Genomic DNA, 1,817 nt, shown 5'->3' on the forward strand with positions numbered 1-1,817 from the left:
TGCGTCTGCCTCGGCAGATAAGCTTTAAATTTATTGAGGCTCACATAGTAATAGGTAAGTTAAGCAATTAACTTGTCAGCATACTTTGAGAGCGACCGGTTCAAGTGATTTATCACGAAAAACCGAAAACAGTAACAGGTTTAAACTGAAGAGTTTGATCCTGGCTCAGATTGAACGCTGGCGGCATGCCTTACACATGCAAGTCGAACGGCAGCACGGGTGCTTGCACCTGGTGGCGAGTGGCGAACGGGTGAGTAATACATCGGAATGTACCTTGTAGTGGGGGATAGCTCGGCGAAAGCCGGATTAATACCGCATACGCTCTGAGGAGGAAAGCGGGGGACCTTCGGGCCTCGTGCTACAAGAGCAGCCGATGTCAGATTAGCTAGTTGGTGGGGTAAAAGCTCACCAAGGCGACGATCTGTAGCTGGTCTGAGAGGACGACCAGCCACACTGGGACTGAGACACGGCCCAGACTCCTACGGGAGGCAGCAGTGGGGAATTTTGGACAATGGGCGAAAGCCTGATCCAGCAATGCCGCGTGTGTGAAGAAGGCCTTCGGGTTGTAAAGCACTTTTGTCCGGAAAGAAATCCTTTGGGTTAATACCTCGGGGGGATGACGGTACCGGAAGAATAAGCACCGGCTAACTACGTGCCAGCAGCCGCGGTAATACGTAGGGTGCAAGCGTTAATCGGAATTACTGGGCGTAAAGCGTGCGCAGGCGGTTTTGTAAGACGGATGTGAAATCCCCGGGCTTAACCTGGGAACTGCATTCGTGACTGCAAGGCTAGAGTATGGCAGAGGGGGGTAGAATTCCACGTGTAGCAGTGAAATGCGTAGAGATGTGGAGGAATACCGATGGCGAAGGCAGCCCCCTGGGCCAATACTGACGCTCATGCACGAAAGCGTGGGGAGCAAACAGGATTAGATACCCTGGTAGTCCACGCCCTAAACGATGTCAACTAGTTGTTGGGGATTCATTTCCTTAGTAACGAAGCTAACGCGTGAAGTTGACCGCCTGGGGAGTACGGTCGCAAGATTAAAACTCAAAGGAATTGACGGGGACCCGCACAAGCGGTGGATGATGTGGATTAATTCGATGCAACGCGAAAAACCTTACCTACCCTTGACATGTACGGAATCCTGCTGAAAGGTGGGAGTGCTCGAAAGAGAGCCGTAACACAGGTGCTGCATGGCTGTCGTCAGCTCGTGTCGTGAGATGTTGGGTTAAGTCCCGCAACGAGCGCAACCCTTGTCCTTAGTTGCTACGCAAGAGCACTCTAAGGAGACTGCCGGTGACAAACCGGAGGAAGGTGGGGATGACGTCAAGTCCTCATGGCCCTTATGGGTAGGGCTTCACACGTCATACAATGGTCGGTACAGAGGGCTGCCAAATCGCGAGATGGAGCTAACCCCAGAAAACCGATCGTAGTCCGGATCGCAGTCTGCAACTCGACTGCGTGAAGTTGGAATCGCTAGTAATCGCGGATCAGCATGTCGCGGTGAATACGTTCCCGGGTCTTGTACACACCGCCCGTCACACCATGGGAGTGGGTTTTGCCAGAAGTAGGTAGCCTAACCGTAAGGAGGGCGCTTACCACGGCAGGATTCATGACTGGGGTGAAGTCGTAACAAGGTAGCCGTAGGGGAACCTGCGGCTGGATCACCTCCTTTCTAGAGCATGCACTGGAAGTTGAGTGTTCACGCTTATCGGTTGTTGACTGCGTAGATCTAAGTCGGGTCTGTAGCTCAGGTGGTTAGAGCACCGTCTTGATAAGGCGGGGGTCGAAGGTTCAAGTCCTTCCAGACCCACCAA

General features: G+C 52.9%; 1 tRNA gene and 1 rRNA gene. Both read left to right on the forward strand.

What is annotated here, in order from left to right:
- Positions 1–142 precede the first annotated feature (142 nt).
- Positions 143–1,675: ribosomal RNA gene (locus CDV46_RS01130) — 16S ribosomal RNA — on the forward strand.
- A gap of 64 nt (positions 1,676–1,739) precedes the next feature.
- Positions 1,740–1,816 (forward strand) — tRNA-Ile (locus CDV46_RS01135).
- Position 1,817: the final 1 nt, after the last annotated feature.

It is taken from the genome of Pandoraea sp. PE-S2T-3 (assembly GCF_002179965.1).
In the GTDB taxonomy this organism is placed as follows: domain Bacteria; phylum Pseudomonadota; class Gammaproteobacteria; order Burkholderiales; family Burkholderiaceae; genus Pandoraea.